Below are 17090 nucleotides of genomic sequence, written 5' to 3' on the forward strand. Positions count from 1 at the left end.
ACGTCGTCAGGGTCGCAACGACTTTGGGCCATACTTCTACGAACAAGGTAGCTACTTCCTATATACTGCCAATAATAGGAAGACACAATTTACGCACAATGTATTCACAAGCAAAAGATGACCCAGACCTCTAAAGGTCTGGGTATAGAGTGAGTCATGAGTGCAATTTCACTGGGTTATCTCTTGACTATAAAGGAGGATGCGTTAACGTTGAGATAGAATTTCTCCGGGTCGTGTCTGGAAACGAACAGGGTGTAGAGTAGCGCACCTGAAAAATCAGGGGGTAGATCGGGCGGAAGGATGGATCGGCGCGAAGCCCCGCGCGCTTGAGTGGAGCGCAACGCGCCGCATAGGCTGCAATTGCGCAAGAAAATAGTTAGTCGAATTTAAACAATTGTATTCGAGCAGCTACTTTCTTGCAAAGATATAAAATGTTGCGCCCGATTTTGTATGGCGGTGCTCTTTCATCTTAGACGATCGAATTTGTCGTTTATACCTGGTGTTTTATAGTTCTTTTCAAATCCGTTTGTGTGAATATTAAATCGGTAAGAAAGAAGAGTATCCATGATAGATAAGCCTTGATCTCACCTTTACCCTTTGATGTGCCCAATGCTTTTCAGGAAGTTGCGGATCAATAAGAATGTTCAACCAGAGGGGCCGGACTACCGGGCGATCGGAATGATCATTTTAAAAAAGTACTTAAATGCAGTAAAGACCACGGGTAGGGCCAGGTTTTACCCGCAAACGTGTGTTCTTGTTATTTTATAATGGTATATTTCGGTAACAGGCTGATCTGTGCATAGTCCGCAGCCCGTAGCTCGCCCAATCGTATGAAGTTTCTTCGCAAATCTGAACGGTATTTTCTGACCGGGGTGTTTTTAATAACGACACTCGTGTTCTGCAACGCACAGGCAACTGCAAAGGGTGATAAACCCGCAAAGCTGCTAACGCGTATCCACCAAAGCAAGCCTGACACCGGCCGCATCAAGTTACTGCTTACACTAAGCAAGTACTATTTTGATACAGAGTGGAACTATCGAAACAAGATCAAAGTGGATAGTGCGTTGGCGTTTTTGGTGCAGGCTAAAAATCTAAGCGATTCCCTCCATGCTTTCGAGCTTGGGCAAGAGACCCTCACGCAGATGGCGTATTACTACTTCAGATGCGACAATGCACGACAAGCGGAAGAATGTTTTCGGCAGGTGATCGACCGTTATAGAACGTCGGGAGACAAAGAAAGGGAAGCACAGGCATGGGTCAATTTTGGCATGCGGTCGCCGTTAATTGACAGCACGTTGCAAGCGATCATCGGGCGATTCGAGCATGCACTTCGGATCTACAGGGAATCCAATAACAAAATAAAAGAGGGTTCTGTACTCACCCAGATCGCCTACAGACATGTACGTCAGGGGAAACTGGCGCTCGCCGAAGACGAAGCGAAGCAGGTATTAAACCTTCAAAAATGTAATGGCCCGAACGAGCTTCAGTACACATACGATCTGCTGGCAGAAATCAGTGCGTTGAGGGGAAATTACAACATAGCAATCCTGTATGAGCTGGAGGCTATTAAAAGCATGGAACGGATCGGCGATTATCGTTTCGAAGATAGTTTTTATAATACGCTGGGTGGGTTTTACGGAGAGATTGGAGAGTTTGAAAAAAGCATTCAATGGCTTCACAAAAGCCTGGAGGTTATGAAAGGGAACAGCGTGCCGGGAGGCGGGTTCTATAAGCCAGGGGTGGTGACAGTGGACGACCGAAATGCGCTCTACTCCCTGGTGAGACGGATTGTGCAGGGGCTGATAAAGCAAAATAAGCAGCGGGAGGCATTTGCATTTTTAACGCGCACAGCAAAAGAATATCCGCCCGATACCGATTTTGCCAGACAGCTGCAGACCGGTGCCATGGGCGATTGCTACCGGGCGATGTCACGCTACAGCACGGCAGAAAAATATTACCTGAAGGCCATCGCGCTGGAGATGTCAACGGGGCAAATCGATGAATTGCGTAAGGAGTATTACAGTATTAGTCAATTATACATTGCCTGGCGGCAATATCCCCACGCGGCAAATCATTTGGGCAAATTAATGGCAATGCCCGAAGGTGTCATCAGCCTTTGTATGCTGGGTGATATTCACAAAATGCTTTTCAAAATCGACTCGGCAGCGGGTAACTATATAAGTGCCATTAAACATTACCAGGCGCATAAAGCCATCAACGATTCCATTTTTACAGAAAAAAAGAGCAAGCAGATACAGGAATTGCAGATACAGTATGAAACCGGGCAAAAAGAAAAGGATATTCAGTTGTTGCGCAATCAAGCCAGGCTTCATCAGAACGAAATACAGCAGGCAATTCTGACTAAAAACCTGACCTTTGGTGGCATTGCCCTGCTGCTTGTCATCGTGGGGTTGTTGTATCATAGCTACCGGGTGAAACAGCGCGGTAATAAGCAATTGCAGGCGCAGCAGCGTGAGATCAACCAGAAAAATTATTCTCTTCGGAACCTGGTGGATGAAAAGGAATGGCTGCTCAAAGAGGTTCATCACCGTGTAAAGAACAACCTGGCAACCATCATGAGCCTGCTTAATTCACAATCGGCATACCTGAACAATGCAGAGGCCCTAAGCGCCATTCGTGATTCCCAGCACCGGGTGCAGGCCATGTCGCTCATTCATCAAAAACTGTATCAATCGGAAAATGTAGCGGCGATCGATATGGCATTTTATATCCACGAGCTCGTGGAATATTTGAGAGACAGTTTCAATACCAGGCATCGGATTCGTTTTGAAATGAACGTAGAGCCTGTTGAATTGACAATAGCGCAAGCCGTTCCGCTCGGGTTGATCCTGAATGAGGCGATCACCAATGCGATCAAGTATGCCTTCCCGGAAAACAGGAATGGCGTGATCACGATCTGCATGAAGCAGGAGGCAAAAGATCATTTTTCGCTTCGCATTGCTGATAATGGGATAGGCCTGCCGCCCGATTTTAATCGTGAGAGCAAGAGCTCCCTGGGAATGAGCCTGATGCAAGGTCTTAGCGACGACATTGGTGCACGGTTTGAAATACAGAATGATGGCGGTACAGCAATAGCCATACGATTTGCGTCCGATCAGTGCCAGCATCAGCTGTAAGTTTTTTTCTGGTATAATATTCGACATTGCCATGCGTGATAAAGTTCTTATAGTAGAGGATCAGTTCATAGAAGCGAACGATTTGCGGTTGATGCTTGAAAAAGCAGGATACCAGGTAACGGGCATAGCCCGCTCGGTGCAGAAAGCTATCGAGCTGATAGAGCAGGAGAAACCTTCGCTGGTCTTGCTGGATATCTACCTCAAGGGAAAATTGACCGGTATTGACCTGGCAAAAAGATTACGGGAGGAGAACATTGCTTTTGTGTATCTCTCCGCGAATTCCAATCAGGACGTTTTAGCAGAGGCGAAGGCCACGCAGCCGTATGGTTTTCTGGTAAAACCTTTTCGTGAAAAGGATGTACTGGTGGCGCTTGAGATTGCCCGGTACCGACATGAGCATAGCCTGGAGTCCGGTTTTCGGAGAGAAGCTGCATTGCAAAAACAGCTCGCCGGATTGGTCACCAGCGCTGGCAACTGGCAGCATACGATCATGAAGATCGGCGTGGCTATTCAGCCGTATATTTCCTTTGACCTTATGCGCGGCGAGCTTAAAGAAGCTGATCATACACGCTATAGCAGCGGCTTCCTGCGAATAGGATTCAATGAATATCAGCGTATCGATTTCCCTGAATTTCGGGTGATGACGGGTCTGAGCATGCAGGCTTACGAGGTCTTGCAGCGGTCGGGCCATACGGATTCCATCGCTGCCTTTTATGCGGGAAAGGCATTTACGGAACTTTGCTCCCGTGATCCGTTGAAGAAGTTAGTAGCCGGGTATTTTGGCATGGCCTCCTATCTCTCGCTGCCGCTGCATCTTGCCGGCGGAGGGATTTTCTATCTTTCATTTTATAGTCGAAGTGCGGATACCTACACGCACGAGCATCTGGCCTTATTCAACAGACTGCAACAGGCATTGGCCGAGACAATAGACGCTGCGTTGGCGATCAAAAAGACACCGGAAGGCGCAGAGACGCTGAAAGAAGACCCATTACCACCGGACGGGAATTCCACCCGGATTTCTGGTTTCGAGGGTATTGTCGGCACAAGCCATCGCCTGCTGAATGTGTTCGACAGTATTGCCCAGGTGGCGCCGCTGGATACTTCGGTACTGATACTGGGTGAAAGTGGTACGGGAAAGGAACGGGTCGCCGATTGTCTTCACAGGCTCTCTCCGAGAAAAATGAAACCCTTTATCAAAGTAAATTGTGCAGCCCTTCCGGCTTCCCTGATTGAATCAGAATTGTTTGGTCATGAGAAGGGGGCCTTTACCGGTGCCACCGATAGAAGGATCGGCAAGTTCGAGCAGGCTTCCGGCGGAACGATCTTGCTGGACGAAATAGGCGAAATGCCCATTGAGCTGCAGGTCAAATGGTTGAGAGTTTTACAGGAAAAGGAAATAGAACGCATCGGTGGTTCGGCGCCGATAAAAGTTGATGTCCGGGTGATCGCTGCCACCAACAGGGATTTGGAAAAGGAAGTTGCGGAGGGCCGTTTCCGTCTTGATCTGTACTATCGCCTCAATGTTTTTCCCATACAACTTCCTCCGTTGCGCGAACGCAAAGAAGATATACCGACCCTGGCAAATCACTTTGTCAGTTACTTCTCGCGGAAGACGGGGAAAAAAATTACGGGCATTTCCGCTAAAGTTTTGCAGGAGCTTCAGGCCTACCGCTGGCCGGGCAATGTTCGGGAGTTGGAGCATTTAATGGAGAGAAGCGTGCTGCTCGCGAAAGGAGATACGATCAGAGACATCGTATTGCCAGATCAAAAGGAAACAAACCACGCTACTGACGCGCCTCGCGTAAAGACCATCCTGGAGAATGAGCGGGATCATATACTGGAGGTATTAAAAAAATGCGAGGGTAAGATCTGGGGTGCCGGGGGCGCAGCGGAGCTGCTGAACGTTCCGCCCACAACACTGCAGTCCAAAATGAAAAAGCTTGGGATCAAAAAAGAGCATACCCTGTAGGCGTTCGGAAATATCCTGCCTCTGTTTACAACGTTATTTCGTTTCCGGTTTTCGGTGTTCACCGAAATATCGGTGCATCTTTTTTTATATATCTACATAAATTATTGATAGTCAGTTATTTTTCAATCAGGCCGCATATTTGATGGCGTGCCAGATCAGTGGCAATTAAGGCGGACGATGAGGGAACAACGGTGCAGAACGCCGCCTGGATTGAACTTTTGAATGATGCTCCTGACAATGCAAAAATCCTCCGTCTATAAATACATCTCTCTGGATGATCATTCGGCAACACCGAAGTATCAGCAATTGGCAAATTCAATCATCAACGCTGTTCAGCAGGGTAATATTAAAAAGGACGAGATCCTGCCATCGCTGAGTGAAATAAGTTTTGAATTTGAGATATCACGGGATACAGCCGAGCGGGGGTACAAATACCTGAAGGATTGTGGCGTTATCGGCTCTGTTCCCGGAAAGGGATATTTCATTAAAAGCACGGATGTCAATCACCAGTTAAAAGTCTTTCTGCTTTTTAATAAACTTAGTGCGCATAAAAAGATCATCTATGATTCGATCGCAGCATCGTTGGTGAAGCATGCTTCTATTGATCTGTATATTTACGACAATGATTTCTCGTTCTTCAAAAAATTGCTGCAGTCAAAAAGAGAGGGTTATACACACTATGTCATTATACCGCACTTTCTGGAAGGTGGCGATAATGCTCACGAAATAATTAATTCGATCGACAAAGATAAGCTCATTTTATTGGACAAGCTGGTTCCGGGGGTCTCCGGACAGTTTGGCGCTGTCTACGAGAATTTTGAACTGGACATCCGGTCTGCGCTGGAACAGGCGCTGGAGCAATTGTGTAAGTATCATACCCTGAAAATCCTTTTTCCGCAGGATTCTTATTATCCGCAGGAGATCCTCAAAGGCTTTTTCAGTTTTTGCGATGAGTTTGCCTTCAGTGCGAAAGTCGTTCATCGAATTCAGGATGAGCCGATCAATGTTGGGGAAGCATTCATCAGCCTAATGGAGGAAGATCTTGTCAGGCTCATCGAAAAAATCCTGCTTAGCAAACTTGAAGTGGGCCGGGATGTCGGTGTGATCTCCTATAATGAAACACCGTTAAAGAAGATAATACTCAATGGCATAACGACCATTTCAACGGATTTCAAAATGATGGGAGAGAAAACGGCGGAGATGATCCTCAACAATTCAAGAGAGCATATTGAAATACCTTTTCATCTTACATTAAGATCATCGGTATAAAGTAAACGTTGTGCAGGATAGATCAGGATAGATATTGCAGTAATAAATTTCTGAAAATTTCTTTTGGGGCGATATTTTGAGTATCCCTCTTCTTCCCACGTAAAAGCGGGTTAAAGCCGTTTAAATCGTTTGCAATCAGTACGGTTCAGAACGGTTAAAACGGTTTTTGCTTTTAGTTTTATTCTGGAAGCTTCCAGGAACCCCAAACACCTAAAACCTTTTACCTATGGATCAAAACTACTTCTTATCTAAAAGATCATTACTGGTCTTTACCAGCAAATTTCTGAAGAGGGTAAATCTATCCTTCAGTGCTCAGCAGCAGGACCATTAAACCTTACTCAGTATTTCTTCCGGTCTTTCCAGGGATCGGGCTTTATACCAATGCCTGAATGCCGGGTACGGCAAAAAGTAGAATAATTTCAACACGAACCGACGGCACTCACATGAGTCCGGAAACTTTCGCACCCAAGGTCAGTAGAACCGGGGTGTGATCAGTGGGGTATTGCCTTGACCTTACTTCTTTTCATCCACTTGATTTTAACATACGACCTCATCACACTAAGCAGAATATGTATGCATAAATTTTACAAGATCCTTATATGTTGCATTTTCATTGTTGCGGGTTCGCGTCAGTCGATTTTCGCGCAAGCCCTGCGCGTCTCCGGTACGGTTACGGACGAGTCTGGAGAGTCCTTGCCTGGCGTCAGTGTCATGATAAAAGGCACGAACAATGGAACTACCTCCGATAACAATGGCAAGTACGCGCTGGAAGTTGCAGACGTAAATGCAATACTAATTTTCTCCTTCGTAGGCTATAGCAGTCAAACGATGGAAGTAGCCAATAGAAGCTCTATTAATGTTTCACTGGTGCCGGATGTCGCGGCCCTGGGAGAAGTGGTGGTGGTTAGTTATGGAACACAGAAGAAAGAATCTGTCATTGGTTCGATTACAACCGTAGAGCCTGAAAAACTGAAAATACCCAGTAGCAATTTAACGACGGCACTGGCGGGCAGAATGTCGGGCATCATCGCGTATCAGCGCAGTGGAGAACCCGGCGCCGATAACGCCAGTTTTTTTATTCGTGGCGTTACCACCTTCGGATATAAAAAAGATCCCCTGATCCTTTTGGACAATAATGAAATTACGACACGGGAACTTGCGCGGTTGCAACCAGATGATATTGCCAGTTTCTCTATTATGAAGGACGCCACCGCTACTTCGCTTTATGGTTCGCGCGGGGCGAATGGGGTAATCCTGGTGACAACCAAAAGAGGCCTCGAGGGTAAAGCGACCATCAACATTCGTATGGAGAACTCATTCTCTATGCCGACGCAGGATATAGCGCTGGCGGATCCGGTTACCTATATGAAACTTCATAACGAAGCTGTACGGACGCGCAATCCGCTCGGCGTAACACCGTATTCGCAAAATAAAATTGAAAATACGATGAACGGTGGTAATCCGTATGCCTACCCTGCGAATGACTGGTATAAAATGGTCTTTAAGGATTATGCACAAAACAAGCGATTAAACTTCAACCTCACGGGTGGGGAGAAGGTTGCCAAGTATTATCTGGCAGGATCCGTCAACAACGACAATGGACTGCTCAATGTTGATAAGAGAAACAATTTCAACAGTAACATTGACCTAAAGAGTTACATGCTGCGATCTAACATTACTCTCAATGTGACGAAAACAACCGAAGTGACAGTGCGTTTACAGGGGCTGTTTGATGATTACACCGGCCCTATAGAGGGAGGGGATGCGATTTACCGGCAAGTGATGCGAACAAATCCTGTATTGTTTCCCGCCTACTATTTGCCGGATTCGGCGAATGCACATACACAACATATTCTTTTTGGTAACTACGACAAAGGAGGATATAACAATCCGTATGCTTCCCTGGCCCGGGGCTATCGTGACTTCAGCACTTCCCATATCATGGCGCAAGGCGAGCTGCGGCAGAAGCTTGATTTTATTTTGGAAGGACTTTCGATCCGTGGACTGTTCAATACAAACCGTTATGCTAACTATGAAGTAAGGCGTTTTTACACCCCCTTTTTTTACGCCATGTCCCGGTATGATAAAGCGGACGACACCTATCGATTAAATCCGCTGAATCCGACTACCGGCACGGAGTATCTGGACTACCAGGAGCCACTGGACAGAAAGCTTATTACATCGACAACGTATATGGAAGCGGCCATCAATTGGGATCGCCTCTTCAATGAAAAACACGCTGTCGGCGGATTGGTGGTGATGACACGGCGGGAACAGTTGAACGCAAATGCGGGTGACCTTCAGAAGTCACTTCCGTATCGCAACATGAGCACGGCAGGCCGGTTTACGTATGCGTATGATTCCCGTTATTTTGCCGAGTTTAATTTCGGCTACAACGGCTCGGAACGATTTTCTAAAAAAGAGCGATTCGGATTTTTCCCTTCTGCCGGTGTGGCGTGGATCGCTTCAAACGAAACTTTCTGGAATGGTCGTCTGAAACAGATCGTTGACAAGCTGAAAGTAAAAGCAACGTATGGGCTGGTAGGAAACGACGCGATTGGTAGTGAGAATGACCGATTCTTTTATCTGTCGAATGTGAATATGAATGATGACCGCAAAGGCGCGGCTTTCGGGACCTATGGAAACGGACAAGCTTTAACCGGGGTCTCTATATCACGGTACGCCAATGACCAGATCACCTGGGAAACGGCTATTAAATGGAACCTGGGTGTTGAAATGAATTTATTCGGAAAACTGGAAATTCAGGCCGATGTCTTTTCCGAGCATCGTAAGAATATTTTGATGGACCGCGCTTTCATCCCCGCTACCATGGGACTCCAGGCGGGAGTTCGTGCGAACGTAGGGGAAGCCAGCAGCAGTGGCTTTGACATGTCGGCAAGTTATGATCATTCGTTCGCCAATGGCGCCTGGGTGACTGGAATGGCTAATTTCACCTATGCCACGAGCAAGTTTAAGATCTATGAAGAACCTGATTATTCCAGTACACCCTGGAGATCTCGTGTAGGCACCTCGTTGAATCAGATATGGGGGTTGGTAGCCGAGCGCCTTTTTGTTGATGAAGAGGAAGTCCGGAATTCACCCACGCAGTTTGGCGACTACATGGCGGGTGATATTAAATATAAAGATCTCAATGATGACGGTCAGATCAACGAGCTGGATATGGTGCCGATGGGATATCCCACCGTTCCTGAGGTCGTGTATGGTTTTGGTTTATCCGGTGGCTGGAAGAGATTCGATCTGTCCTGTTTCTTCCAAGGGCTCGCCCGGGAATCTTTCCAGATTAATGCGTTTGATACGTCTCCCTTTGTCGACGGGCAGAATGCGCTGCTGAAGGCGTATGCTGATGATCATTGGTCAGAGGAAAACAGAAATGTATATGCCTTATGGCCCCGGCTTTCTCCTACGCGTGTTGAGAATAATATGGTAGGCTCCAGCTGGGTCGTGAGAGATGGATCGTTCCTGCGGTTAAAATCTGTCGAGTTCGGGTACACGCTACCCATCAGTCTTATTTCACGGATCAAACTAACAAACCTGCGCTTCTACTTCAGTGGAACCAATCTTTTAACGTTCAGCAAATTCAAGATGTGGGATCCGGAATTGGGAGGCAATCGCGACGCGAATGGCAATGGTATGGGGTACCCCATTCAAAAGGTCTTCAATATGGGGCTTCAACTTTCCTTCTAAAATCGAGTACGATGAAAAAGATATTCATAACACTGATTATACTATGCACCCTGAGCGCATGCGGTGATTACCTGGATGTAGTGCCGGATAATATTGCGACTATTGATTATGCTTTCCGGAACAGAACAGTCGCTCAAAAGTATCTGTTCACCTGTTATAATTACCGTCCGCGAATTGGCGCGGTGGATAACGATCCTGCCATGAGCGGTGCCGACGAGACCTGGCAACGTTACATTATCAACCAGGGTTTCCCAACCTGGGGGAATACCAACATTGCACGCGGCTTACAAAATGCAGCGAATCCGTATTTTAATTATTGGAGTGATGGTTTATGGGTCGGTATCCGCGATTGCAGCATCTTTCTGGACAACATTCATAAAGTTCAGGACCTGGCGGATTACGAGAAGAGGAGATGGATCGGCGAGGTGAAGTTTCTGAAGGCTTACTATCATTATTGTCTGTTTAAATGCTATGGTCCTATTCCTATTGTTGACGTCAACCTTCCGATCAATGCCAGTGCAGAAGAAGTAAAAGTGTATCGTGAGCCGGTAGATTCGGTCGTTCAGTATATCGCGAACCTGATGCAGGAGGCGGCCGTTGATCTGCCGGATGCAAACGAAGTGATCGAAGGAACCGAAGCTGGCCGCGTTGACAAACTGGCGGCGTTGAGTATGCGTGCGGAAGTGCTGCTCTTTGCGGCCAGCCCCCTGTTCAATGGAAATGCCGATTATGCAGGCATGATCGACAAGCGGGGGGTGCAGCTTTTTTCGCAGGCCTATGATCCTGAAAAGTGGCAGCTTGCCGCGGATGCGTGTAAGGAGGCTATCGATGTTTGCCAGGCGCAGGGTAAAGCGTTGTATGACCTGGTTGATCCGTTGACGTTAAATGCTCCTGATCCGTTCAAGGTCCAAACAACGTACCGGCAGGCAATTTGCGATCGGTGGAACAAGGAATTATTATGGGGCAACACCAATAATGACGTTGCCCTTCTGGTACGGCACGCAACGCCAAGGCTGGTGCGATTAACGCCGGAGCGGCTTAATGATGCAACCAGCGAATGGGCACCGACCTTAAAAATGGTTGGGAAATACTATTCGTCGAACGGAGTTCCGATCGATGAGGATGTTCAGTGGAGAGATAACGGATGGTATCAAGACCGCTATAAGGTGAGACCGGAAGCTTCTGCCGGAGATGAAAAATATTATGTAAAGGAAGGCGAGAAAACAGTCTACCTGCATTACAATCGCGAACCGCGCTTTTATGCCAGCCTTGGTTTTGATAAGGGAGTTTACTTTGGGAATGGCTACTACGATTTTCCTGCCAATGTAAAGGTTTGTGATTTCTTCAACCTCGGCGTTTCCGGATGGCAGGGAGGATCTGGATTTTCCGCTACAGGATATTCTGTGAAGAAGATGCACAGCTTCAAAGATGCGCAGACGAGAGACAACGTGTCATTTGAATATTTTCCTTTTCCCATTATGCGTCTGGCCAATCTTTACCTGATGTATGCCGAAGCATTGAATGAAGTGAACGGGCCGGTTGACGAAGTCTTCACGTATCTAGATCTCATCCGGGCTCGTGCCGGGCTAAAGGGGGTTCAAGAATCGTGGTCTACGTATTCCAGCAGACCTGGTAAACCCGCTACCAAAGAAGGCCTGCGTGAGATCATTCATGACGAACGAACTATTGAGCTGGCTTTTGAAGGCAAGCGCTTTTGGGATATCCGGCGCTGGAAGGAGATAGAGGTGTTAAACGAACAGCCCCAGGGATGGAACATCATGGGCGAGACCCACGCGGATTTTTACAGGGTGATATCGGTGGCGAAAGAGCCGGTCGAGTTTACGGTAAAAGATTATTTCTGGCCTATCAAAGTATCAGACCTGGTAGTTAATAATAACCTGATCCAAAATTATGGCTGGTAGGCAGCCTCCAATCATGTGTTTAAAAATATGTATATGAACATGAGAAATACTCTTTTTTATATAGTCATTGGTTTTATAGCCCCGGCCTGTAAGGAGGAATCCTTTTGGCAGGAACCAATAGATACCAATCCTCCCGGCGAGATCGCAAACGTGGAGGTCGAAAATATTCCGGGAGGAGCCATCCTTCGTTATGCGCTGCCGCATGATGAAGACCTTCTTTATGTAAAAGCCGTGTATTCATTGCAAGATGGAATTACCAGCGAGGTACGTGCTTCTCTTTATAATGATACGTTAAAGATTCAGGGATTCGGAGACACTGCCGAGCGACAGGTAAAGCTGATTGCCGTGGACCGCAGCAGGAACGAATCACCGGCGGTTGAAACAACCATCGTCCCGCTTGAGCCTCCTGTTGTTACGATTGGCGAAACATTAGAGCTGATCCCGGACTTTGGAGGGGTTCACGCGTATTGGCAGAACCCGGCCCGGGCGGAAATTTCAGTGGTGATATTGAAGGAGGATCATAACAAAGAGTACGTTCCGTTGGAAACTTTTTATAGTTCGGTAAAAGCCGGAGAGGGAGCAAAGAGAGAAATGGATACGATCCCTGTCAACATCGGGGCGTATGTTCAGGACCGCTGGGGTAACAGGAGTGAGATCAAGTATTATACCCTGACCCCGATCTATGAAACAAAGTTTGATCGCAACAAATTCAATGCCGTTGAGCTACCCGGCGATCAACCGAGTGCCTTTGGTTGGGTAAAGCCAAGAATGTGGGATGATATTATGGGTGACCAGGGGTTTAGCTCGCCGGGTGGTTCGGGCGTTTGGCCTCATTCTGTTACCATTGATCTTGGTGTCGTAGTGCAAATGAGTCGGTTGAGAGTATTTCAGCGGCAAGGGACGTACATTTTTTCGGAAGGGAATCCCAGAAAATTCGAGGTCTGGGGAGCCGAGCAGCTTGACGGATCAGGAAACTGGGATAGCTGGACTAAACTGATGGATTGCACGTCCGTAAAACCTTCCGGATTACCGATGGGACAGAATACAGATGAAGATGTGAGCAGGGCCAACAATGGAGAGGATTTTATTTGTCCTGTGACAGCTCCGAAAGTTCGCTATATCCGGATTAAGGTTATACAAACCTGGTCTGGCGGTGACAACTTTCAAATATCGGAGTTGCAATTTTTTGGTGACAACCGGTAATGTTAACTCTTTTAAAAAAAACATCATGAAACAGCTATATTATTTACGCGAACGATCACGCCATCTACATGCAATAGGCATCGCATTGCTGGTTGTTATGCTGGTAGCCTGCTCAGACATGAATGATCTGCATCAGGAGTATCTGGATCGGGGAGAGGTTATTTATGCCGCTAAAGCCGATAGCGTAGCGCCCCATTCAGGTAAAAATCGTGTTGAGTTTGAAGTATTTGTCAAGTCACAGCGGATCACAATAGCCAGGTTTTTCTGGAACGATTACAGGGATTCTTCAGACCTTGTTATAGAGGGGCAGGGTATTTTCAAAAAAATGCTGGATAACCTGGAAGAGAGGAGATACATTTTTAAACTCGTATGCCTGGATGAATTTGGGAACAGATCGCTGCCCGTAGAGCTAAGTGCCAATGTTTATGGTGAACAGTATCAGGCGCAATTAGTGAACAGATCGGTGGGATCGACGTCGATCGACGCGCTGGGAAAAATAACGATACATTGGGGTGGCGCTGTTGATGGGGCGGTTGCAATAGAAGTAAGGTATACGGATATCGCGGGAAATAGTAAACTTCAAAGTTTTCCGTCAGATTTGCCAACGTCTGTCATTGCAGACCTTAAGCCGGATATGGGGTATGAGTATAGAACCGTGTATAAACCCGATTCTACCGGTATTGATAGTTTTTTTACGGACTATTCACCGAGTACATTGTTGACCTTTGACAAAATAGACTGGGATATAATTGACTTTTCCTCGGAGCATGGTGGTGCGGAGAATTCGGTGAAGAATTTTATTGATGGAACCTTTAAAACCCGTTGGCACTCATTAGCCGGGAGCTCGTCCTATCCACATCATGCAACGATCGACATGGGCGTTGTACGAACAATAACACAATTCGGAGTATGGATAACAACCTTTGATTCTCCTCCGGATGGCGATCACAGGGCTCCTGACAAGATTAAATTTTTAGTGAGCATGGACAATATCACCTGGACTGACCTGGGAGAATTTGACTTTAATCGTTTCCTGCTGGGTGAGCAGACCTTTGTCACGCCTCCTTCTACCCAGGGCCGATATTTTCGATTTGTGGGAGTGTCGGGACCCGAGAATAATATGGTTATCGGTGAAGTAAGCGCCTATGGTTTTTGATTGAGTTCATGTTCTATAAACATGGAGCGGTCCCCGGGTCTGATTTTGGACAAGGGGACCGCTTCTTGTTTATAGTTTTGAAAGTCTATGCACGGTGGCCGCCGTCTAGACCCATTCGTATTACGCTACACCAAATCTTTTCTTTGCGTCTTCTGTAACCGGCGCGAAGAAGTTCACCAGGTTGCCATCGGGGTCGCGGAAAAGCAACGAGCGGTTGCCCCAGGGCATGGTAGTGGGTTGTTGAAGGACGGCATCGCCGAGAAATGTTTTTAGTCGTTCAAATTCTGCGTCGACGTCATCGACGAGGAATTCAATGATGGCGGAGCGATTCGCGGCGGGGATGGCAATTTCATTGTTACCAAACAGGGCAAGCGTTCTTGTGCTGCCGATGGCCAGATTTGCTTGCGGTGTGCGCAGCTCGGCAAAATCTTCGGTGTATTTTGCCATTGATGCAGCCGTGATCCGCTCATAGAAATCAATAAGGCGTTGGATGTCTGCGGTGATGATCCGGACAGAAGATAGATTCATTGTTGTCGTTTTAAATTGTTCTATAAGGCAAGTAAAACGCTGCCTGCTGACAGCCTTATGTCAGCAGCGCCGGATTTTTTATGCGGCGTCAACTGTTCCTGTTGCATGAATCCGCGTTGCGAAGTTGCGGTGCGCTGCTATTTTGTTTCCCCATTTGTACATCATTAAATAAATGAGGAACTTTCGTATAAGGTTGACTAGCCCACAACCTTACGCTAACACCCATTCCGTCGATGCTCTGACGCTCGCGGGGTGGTTCCGAGATATTCTATGTCCAACTACAGTGCCTATAGCGATCATGAACTGTCGACCTTGTTGAAGGCCGATGACCATGGTGCGTTTAATGAAATCTATGGGCGCTACTGGAAGAAGATGTTGCTCATTGCGTGGAACCATAGTGAAGACAGAAGCTCGTCGAAGGACATTGTGCACGAGGTGTTTATTTCGTTGTGGGAGCGCCGCCATCAGGTGGTGATCGATAACCTGCCGGCCTTTCTGGCGACGGCGGTGAAATTCAGTATTTATAAGTATTATCAACGGGAGAGCAGGCGATCAGAATTGCTTCGGCTGAACTATGAGTTTACCGACTTGTCGCAAGACGAAGAGAAGCTCGATGCGCTCTTTTTGGAAGAATATATTAATGGAATAGTCGAGGAAATGCCCGCCAAATGTCGGTTGGTGTTTCGCTGCCGGGAAAAGGGTATGAAAAACAGCGAGATTGCCGAACAAGCTCAAATCACCCAAAAGGCTGTGGAACGGAACCTGACCCGGGCGCTGAACATTATCCGGGGGGAGCTCAAGAATTATGGGTGGCTGTTTGCCCTGGCTGCGCCCGTGTTGTATGCCATTCTGAAAGAGGTCGAAAAGACCGGATTCTAAGTTTTTTCAAAAAAAAATCGTTTGCGCTGTGGGGTAAGACCCGGGATACGGTACATACCTGTACTAAACCGACTTATGCCTGTGGACCAGGAATACATCTACTCGTTACTGCGAAAATACAAGGACCGGACTGCCACCGAGGCAGAAAAGGAGGAATTGGTCTCCTGGTACCGTCAGCGCGCCGAACGCGACAGCGTCTTCCCCGAAGACGAACACGTTGTGGCCGAATCCATGCGCGTACGCCTGCATCATGAAATCACCCGACCGCAACATGACCGCCGCCGTCAGTGGCTGGCCGCTGCATCCATACTCCTTATAATAGGTGTGAGCGTGGGGTTGTATTTGCGTCCCACCGCCGGGGTCGACCCAGGCGACATTACACCGGGGAGCCACCAGGCTATGCTCGTGCTGGTGGATGGAACAAAGATCTCGCTTACCGAGGCGGCCAACGGAAATATTGCCAGTCAGGAAAATATTCAAATCACCAAGTCCGGTGACGGGCAGCTGATCTATACTCTTGCGCCAAACCGCCAGGGCACTGCAACCGCGTCAGGATATAATACTATTGAAACGCCGAAGGGTGGACAGTATCAAGTGGTGTTGCCCGATGGATCGAAGATCTGGTTGAATGCCTACTCGTCGCTGCGGCTGCCGCTGAATTTTTCGGAAGGTGCTGAACGTCGTGTGGAGCTGAAAGGGGAGGCGTACTTCGAAGTAAGCCATCAGCCGACACGTCCCTTTACCGTGGTGTCGGGGCAGCATGCAGTACAAGTACTAGGCACGCACTTCAATGTAAAGGCTTATGCGGACGAGCCGGATATCAAAACAAGCTTACTGGAAGGCAAGGTGCGCGTCACTGCGGGTACCCACAGCGTGACGCTGGCCCCGGGGCAACAATCGCGTCTGGCAGAAGGAAATATCACGGTAGCGGAAATAGACACTCGTGAAGCCGTGGCCTGGAAAGAAGGCTATTTTATGTTTGATGACGAACGCCTTGAAGACATCATGCGCAGCGTCGCGCGGTGGTATGATGTAGAGGTAGTCTTTGATAATGATGCCTTGAAAGAAGAAACGTTTGGTGCCGTGACGACACGGTTTACCCGGATATCAACGCTGCTGGAGATTATGGAGCAAACCGGGGATGTGCAATTCCGGGTAGAGGGGAAGACGATTCACATCAGCAGCAAACAGCCGGTATGATGCCGGTATACTTACGAAGAGCCTAACGAAATACTACTAAACACTTAACCGCCATGAAAAAGACCAAATCTCCACCACCCGCTACGTCCTGAGACTGGGGAGGCCTATAAATGAGAACAGGA

General features: G+C 47.6%; 10 protein-coding genes. 9 read left to right on the forward strand and 1 reads right to left on the reverse strand.

What is annotated here, in order from left to right; translation table 11 throughout:
• Positions 1-830 precede the first annotated feature (830 nt).
• From KK062_RS05225 to KK062_RS05255, 7 genes are all read left to right on the forward strand, one after another.
• A complete protein-coding gene (locus KK062_RS05225; RefSeq protein WP_254083202.1) occupies positions 831-3137 on the forward strand; it encodes a tetratricopeptide repeat-containing sensor histidine kinase in 2307 nt (768 codons plus the stop codon).
• Between the two features lie 31 nt (positions 3138-3168).
• Positions 3169-5106: a sigma 54-interacting transcriptional regulator gene (locus tag KK062_RS05230; protein ID WP_254083203.1), complete on the forward strand. Its 1938-nt coding sequence runs from the start codon at positions 3169-3171 to the stop codon at positions 5104-5106.
• 222 nt (positions 5107-5328) lie between these two features.
• Complete coding sequence (locus KK062_RS05235; protein ID WP_254083204.1) at positions 5329-6375, forward strand: GntR family transcriptional regulator; 1047 nt, start codon at positions 5329-5331, stop codon at positions 6373-6375.
• Positions 6376-6948: 573 nt separating this feature from the next.
• Positions 6949-10080 (forward strand): SusC/RagA family TonB-linked outer membrane protein, encoded by a 3132-nt coding sequence (locus KK062_RS05240; RefSeq protein ID WP_254083205.1) that lies wholly within the window; start codon positions 6949-6951, stop codon positions 10078-10080.
• Positions 10081-10091: 11 nt separating this feature from the next.
• Positions 10092-12002 (forward strand): RagB/SusD family nutrient uptake outer membrane protein, encoded by a 1911-nt coding sequence (locus KK062_RS05245; RefSeq protein ID WP_254083206.1) that lies wholly within the window; start codon positions 10092-10094, stop codon positions 12000-12002.
• 33 nt (positions 12003-12035) lie between these two features.
• A complete protein-coding gene (locus KK062_RS05250) occupies positions 12036-13205 on the forward strand; it encodes a DUF5000 domain-containing lipoprotein (protein ID WP_254083207.1) in 1170 nt (389 codons plus the stop codon).
• Positions 13206-13230: 25 nt separating this feature from the next.
• A complete protein-coding gene (locus KK062_RS05255) occupies positions 13231-14361 on the forward strand; it encodes a DUF4998 domain-containing protein (protein ID WP_254083208.1) in 1131 nt (376 codons plus the stop codon).
• Between the two features lie 120 nt (positions 14362-14481).
• Here KK062_RS05255 and KK062_RS05260 read toward each other — a convergent pair whose 3' ends face one another.
• Entirely contained in the window at positions 14482-14889 is a 408-nt protein-coding gene (locus KK062_RS05260; RefSeq protein WP_254083209.1) for a VOC family protein, read from the reverse strand.
• Between the two features lie 270 nt (positions 14890-15159).
• On the opposite strand from KK062_RS05260, the gene KK062_RS05265 reads away from it, so the two are divergent.
• A complete protein-coding gene (locus tag KK062_RS05265) occupies positions 15160-15768 on the forward strand; it encodes a sigma-70 family RNA polymerase sigma factor (protein WP_254083210.1) in 609 nt (202 codons plus the stop codon).
• A gap of 75 nt (positions 15769-15843) precedes the next feature.
• The gene (locus KK062_RS05270) at positions 15844-16968 is read left to right on the forward strand and encodes a FecR domain-containing protein (protein WP_254083211.1); all 1125 of its coding nucleotides are present in this window, start codon (positions 15844-15846) and stop codon (positions 16966-16968) included.
• The last annotated feature ends 122 nt before the right edge of the window (positions 16969-17090 follow it).

Origin of the sequence: Dawidia cretensis (assembly GCF_018598175.1) — a bacterium.
Taxonomy (GTDB): domain Bacteria; phylum Bacteroidota; class Bacteroidia; order Cytophagales; family Cyclobacteriaceae; genus Ohtaekwangia; species Ohtaekwangia cretensis.